Below are 5,115 nucleotides of genomic sequence, written 5' to 3'. Positions count from 1 at the left end.
ATGGCGCAAGCTTGATGGCCAGAACCGCCTGCCCGAGATCATCCAGGGGATTGAATTCCGCGATGGCCTCCGCCAACTTCAAACCGCCGCCTGATCAGGCATCACCAACTTTCGCGCATATCTCGGCAAACCGGCCGTTCATGTTCTATGCAGTGAGTGCTGGGTTGGCCCAATGCTGCACTTTATATAAACGACAGCAATGCAAGTGCGTTCGCGAATAGGCAGGTGGCCTGCGCTCGACAACTCATATCATTCGGTGATTTATTCTCAGCCATGGATATGACAACGAAGACAAACCAGCAAATTCAGAACTTGATCGACAACCATCGTCGCGCCGGAAAGCTCCACGCTCCGTTGGCTGTCGCTGCCATCGAAGAGCAGGCCCGCCGGAATACGGTTTTCGATTTCAAGGCGGGGATTGAATTCTTGGTTCAGGCTGCACGAGACAGGCGCTCGGTCACCTATCGTCAATTGGCTGAAGCCGGCGGCGTGCTGAAGCCCGGCGACACTTGGCATCAGCACATGGCACGGAAGATTCCGCTGTCCCAGATTGTCGACTATGCCCATACCCAAAAAATGCCGGCGATCACCGCGTTGGTTGAGACAGCACAGGGCGTAACGGATAGCATTCTTGCCGGGTTCCAGAAGGGGCTGGATGACACTGGACTGCGTGTTCCGGTTGGGATGACCATCAGGGAATTCTACTTCGCCGAACGCCAACGCGCCTTTGATTGGGCCGCTATTGAATGAAGAAGCTCGCACACCAGCAAGCCGGTGATCTTGGCGAGGCATTGGCGTTGGCCAAGTTGAACAGCCTTGGCTATGCAGCCTACGCCAGCCCGACGGGTGCTCCGGGTCACGACCTCATGGTGGTGGTTAATGACCGTGCCCTGTCAGTCGAAGTGAAGACACGGCAATTCATTAACCGCGAAACCGAAATCACTCGTTGGCCGGTGCTGATGGCAGCAAAGGGTGACGCCGATCTGTTCTTATTCGTCGCACTGAACATTACCAATATGGCTCCGACGTTCTACTTGCTTACCAATGAACAGGCTCGAAAGTGTCACAGGTCTGATCCGAACCGTAAACAGTCGGGAAACTGCCTGCCAAGCGCCGTCCGCGCTATCGTAGCAGCGAACGACTTCGGAGCGTTGCAATGAAGCACCAAATGACGGGTAATGCTGGGCTGTTCCATATCGCATGGGAGTTAACCCGGCGCGGCTGGATCGTCATGCCCACGGTGCGGAATGCGCGCGGCGCGGATCTGTATGCGGCACCAGTTGATGATGAAGATATGGTGATCCCCATCCAGTCAAAGTCGCTGTCGAAGCGCGTCGACGTGCCGTTAGGTAGCAGCCTAGACAGTCTGCGGTCACGGTGGTGGATCATCACTGTTGGGGCCAACGATGATGATCCGGTCTGCTACGTACTGAAGCTGGACGAAGTGAAGGCTCTGGCGGGTTCGAATACCAACAAAGAAGGCCGCGTATCGTGGTGGCTGTCACGAAAGAACTACACCAGGCCAGAGTTTCATGAGGCATGGCATCGCTTGACGCAGATGGACTGACCGCGGCCATTGATTCACACATAGTGAACGTCTTTTCGTCCCGCAGCTGACCAGTTCGTGCGCCGCGTGGCGAACGTCTGCACCCAAGCGCGTACCTTGGTCGGCTTCGACATGCGGACGCTCCCCGCACAATCTTTGCTGGTTTGCGATCATAAACGGCGGGGCAGGGAATCTGGTCTACATCAACGCCACATCAACCTGCGACTGCGGGATTCGCACCTGTCTTGCGCGCGAATCCGTGCCAATGCCGGTCGATGCAGGAGCGAAAATCGGGCCAAATCAAAGGCTTGCGCCGGAACTGATTGATATTGCTAACTTATTGAAATTTAAGGGCTATGGGCTCATAACCTGAAGGCCGCAGGTTCAAATCCTGCCCCCGCGACCAAAATCTGTAAGAATATCAAATGCTTGGAACCCGACGTATTCCGTCGGGTTTTTGGTTTTCCGGTTTACATCAACGCCACATCAACACGACACCAGAAAAACCGCACCAGCACGCATAATCACGCAGCCGCAGGCAGCGGCAGGCAACTCGCAGTTGCGCGCATCCTTGCTTCCGGCCATCATCGGCCCGTAGTTCCAGACGGTGAATTGACGACGACGGATTCTGCCCTCGGCTTCCTGACCTTGGAACGTCACTATTCGGCGAGGCAGGGGCGCAACTATGAAGCAGGACGAGTTCCGTAAGTGGTTGGTGGCGCAGGGACAGACGGATGCAACCGCCTCCTCGCGGGTCAGCAGCGCAAAGCGCGTGGAGCAGCATCTGGGCGATCTGGACGAATTGTTTGCCCAAGAGGATCGGGACAGCATCCTGAACCGCTTTGCCTACTCGGCAGAGGATGAACGCGCTGAACGCCCGAACCCATCGCCGGTGCCCATCGACGGCGTCTTGCGCACGGGGCTTGCCAGCCTCCAGCAGGCGCTGAAGCTGTATCATTCCTTCCTGACCGAACAATCCAATGTGCCGGACAAGGCGGAACATCGTGCATTGGTCGACCGCCTTACCCGCAAAGAAATCGACGCGACGATGCAGGAGTGCGATCAGCTGGGCCTGAAGGCCTTTCTTGCCCGTGGGGGCTTTGCCAGTCCCCAGGTGTGGGTCGGCGACGAAGGCAACGAGCAGTCCTATCCGGCGAAGGCGACCGTCGCAGCGGCCTTGGCGCATCTTCCCGATGGCCGGGCCCTCTCGGCGAAGGAATTCTTCAACGGCTTCGGAGAGGCGCAGTCATTCGCAAGGCTTGAAGCTCTGGGATATCAGATCCGGCGCAAGGGGTCAGACGTTACCGATCATCAGGCTTTGCTGGATCGCCTCACCCGCAAGGAAATCGAAGCAGCAATCCGCGAATGCGACGAAATTGGTCTGGCGGCTTTTCTCGCGCGCGGGGGCTATGCCGATGGCGCGACTCAGTTCCAGGACGATGCCACAGGCCGTTCCTATCCTGCGAAGGCGACGGTCGCGGCCGCACTCGGGCATCTGCCGGGAGGCAGGGCCCTCTCCATGAAAGAATTCTTCGGCGGACAGGGTGGGCCGCGCACGCACGCGGTGTTGGAGAATCTCGGATACTGCGTCCTGCGCGGAAGTGAAGAGGCGTCCGATCAAACGTTCTCGCGCGACCGGATCGAAGCGGCGATGGATGCTTACGACCAGTACCGCACGTCGGGTGCACATGCCGATGCGTTCTCGAGCTTTGGCGAACCAAAGGATTTTTGGGTGCGGTCGACTCGCCCGCGCCTGGACAAGCGCTTTCCGACGAAACCAATTGTCGGGTACCTTCTGGGGAAGGCTGCGAGCACATTCAATGGGGGGTGGAGCCAACCAGGGGATGCGGCCGCAAGGCTGCATGCGGCGGGCTACGTCATCGTCGATCAGCATGGCACGCCGCTACCGCTCCCCGATCAACACACACATCTGATGCGCGGAGCAGAACGCGCGCGACTCGTCGCTCTGAACTACTACATCGGACCTGCCCGCGAAGCGCACATGAACTCGGTGACCATCCGCGCATCCGACCTCGCACGGGATATCTCCGAGCAAAATGCCTTCCCGACGATTTGCAGCGCTTTGGGAGGCAAGAAGTTCAAGGACTTGGCGGGCTACACGGCGCTTCAGACGACCACGCCGAACCCCTCCAGCACGACAACATTTACTTTCACCCTCGATGCCGAGGACCAGGAGGGGAAGGCGATGGCAGAATCAGATGCCCCCATGCAGGGCCAGGCTGCCCAAGTGATTGCTGCGACCAACAACCTGATCCTCTACGGACCTCCCGGCACCGGCAAGACCTACCAGACAGCGTGGGAGGCGGTTCGCCTCTGTCTGGGTGAGGTCGCTGCCGCTGGCATCTCAGGTGAAAAGAGCCGCGACCGGCTTATGGCGGAATACCGTCGCTTGATGTCCGAGGGGCGGATCGAGTTCGTCACCTTCCACCAGTCGATGTCCTACGAGGAATTTGTCGAGGGGCTGAGACCCAGCGTTGATGAAGTGGACGTACCGGATCAGGGCGCGGGCTTTCGCCTCGAGCCTGTCGCCGGGATATTCGAGCGCATTGCGAGGCGTGCAGAGAGAGGCGTGCCGGTTACGCCGAGTGGGAACGTCATCTCGCTCGATGGTCGGCAGGTTTTCAAGATGTCGATCGCGCGTGCCAACGTTGCTTCCGAGGATTACCTGTTCGACGAGGCAATATCCGAGGGGCACACGCTTCTGGGTTGGGAAGACATCGATTTCACGGATGACAAATTCTCGGACATAAACGAGATCCTCAAGGCCTGTCGTGAGCAGGGCAGGCGGGAGGGCGAGGTCACGCTTCAGTCTGGCCAGGTCAGTCAGGTAGACGTCTTCCGCAATCAGCTTGAAATCGGCGACATCATTGTCGTGACCAAGGGCAACAGCCTGTTCCGTGCAATTGGCGAGATTACCGGGACTTACGAATACCACCAGCGTGCCAACCGAACATACTGCCATCGCCGATCTGTGCGCTGGCTTTGGGTGGATCGAACCGGTGTTCCTGCGGGCGAAATCTACGATGGCAACTTCACCATGCGGTCAATCTACGCTCTCAATCGGGCTCGCCTGGATACCGTTGCTCTTGAAGGGTACATGAACAGCGGGGGTGAGGCCGTCAGCCGGGAGGTGGAACCCCATGTCATGATCATCGACGAAATCAACCGCGCCAATATCTCTAAGGTCTTCGGCGAACTGATCACGCTCCTGGAACCGGACAAGCGCCTCGGGCGGCGAGACGAAATCCAGCTGACCTTGCCATATTCGAAGAAGCGCTTCGGGGTGCCGCCCAACCTGCATATCGTCGGCACCATGAACACGGCCGACCGCTCGATTGCGCTGCTGGACACGGCTTTGCGCCGTCGATTCACCTTCAAGGAGCTGATGCCGAACCCCGCGATCCTGTCCCCGAATGTCGGCGGGTGTTGATTGCCACTGAGAATTGACCCGGCAACCGCCAAAATTGTCATTGAGAATTGACCCATGTGCAACCCTGCCTCGGCTTGAAGCAGCTGGAGGCATACGGAGTGATCGACATGGGATTTTT

At 58.4% G+C, this 5,115-nt stretch carries 4 protein-coding genes; all 4 read left to right on the top strand.

What is annotated here, in order from left to right; all coding sequences use genetic code 11:
* Positions 1 to 273: 273 nt before the first annotated feature.
* Positions 274 to 750 carry a hypothetical protein gene (locus KNW02_RS20040; RefSeq protein WP_216034949.1) on the top strand — a complete coding sequence of 159 codons (477 nt, stop codon included), beginning with the start codon at positions 274 to 276 and terminating at the stop codon, positions 748 to 750.
* Complete coding sequence (locus tag KNW02_RS20035; RefSeq protein WP_216034948.1) at positions 747 to 1,160, top strand: hypothetical protein; 414 nt, start codon at positions 747 to 749, stop codon at positions 1,158 to 1,160. The genes KNW02_RS20040 and KNW02_RS20035 overlap by 4 nt, the downstream gene beginning before the upstream one ends.
* An 8-nt stretch (positions 1,161 to 1,168) precedes the next feature.
* Positions 1,169 to 1,567 carry a hypothetical protein gene (locus tag KNW02_RS20030; protein WP_216034947.1) on the top strand — a complete coding sequence of 133 codons (399 nt, stop codon included), beginning with the start codon at positions 1,169 to 1,171 and terminating at the stop codon, positions 1,565 to 1,567.
* A 664-nt stretch (positions 1,568 to 2,231) separates the two neighbouring features.
* Positions 2,232 to 4,997, top strand: coding sequence for a ScoMcrA-related endonuclease (locus KNW02_RS21035; protein WP_252734153.1), 2,766 nt, complete (start codon positions 2,232 to 2,234; stop codon positions 4,995 to 4,997).
* Positions 4,998 to 5,115 lie beyond the last annotated feature (118 nt).

It is taken from the genome of Paracoccus marinaquae (assembly GCF_018860165.1).
GTDB lineage: Bacteria > Pseudomonadota > Alphaproteobacteria > Rhodobacterales > Rhodobacteraceae > Paracoccus > Paracoccus marinaquae.
Note: the sequence above shows the minus strand (reverse complement) of the source record. Positions and strands in the feature narration are given on the sequence as shown.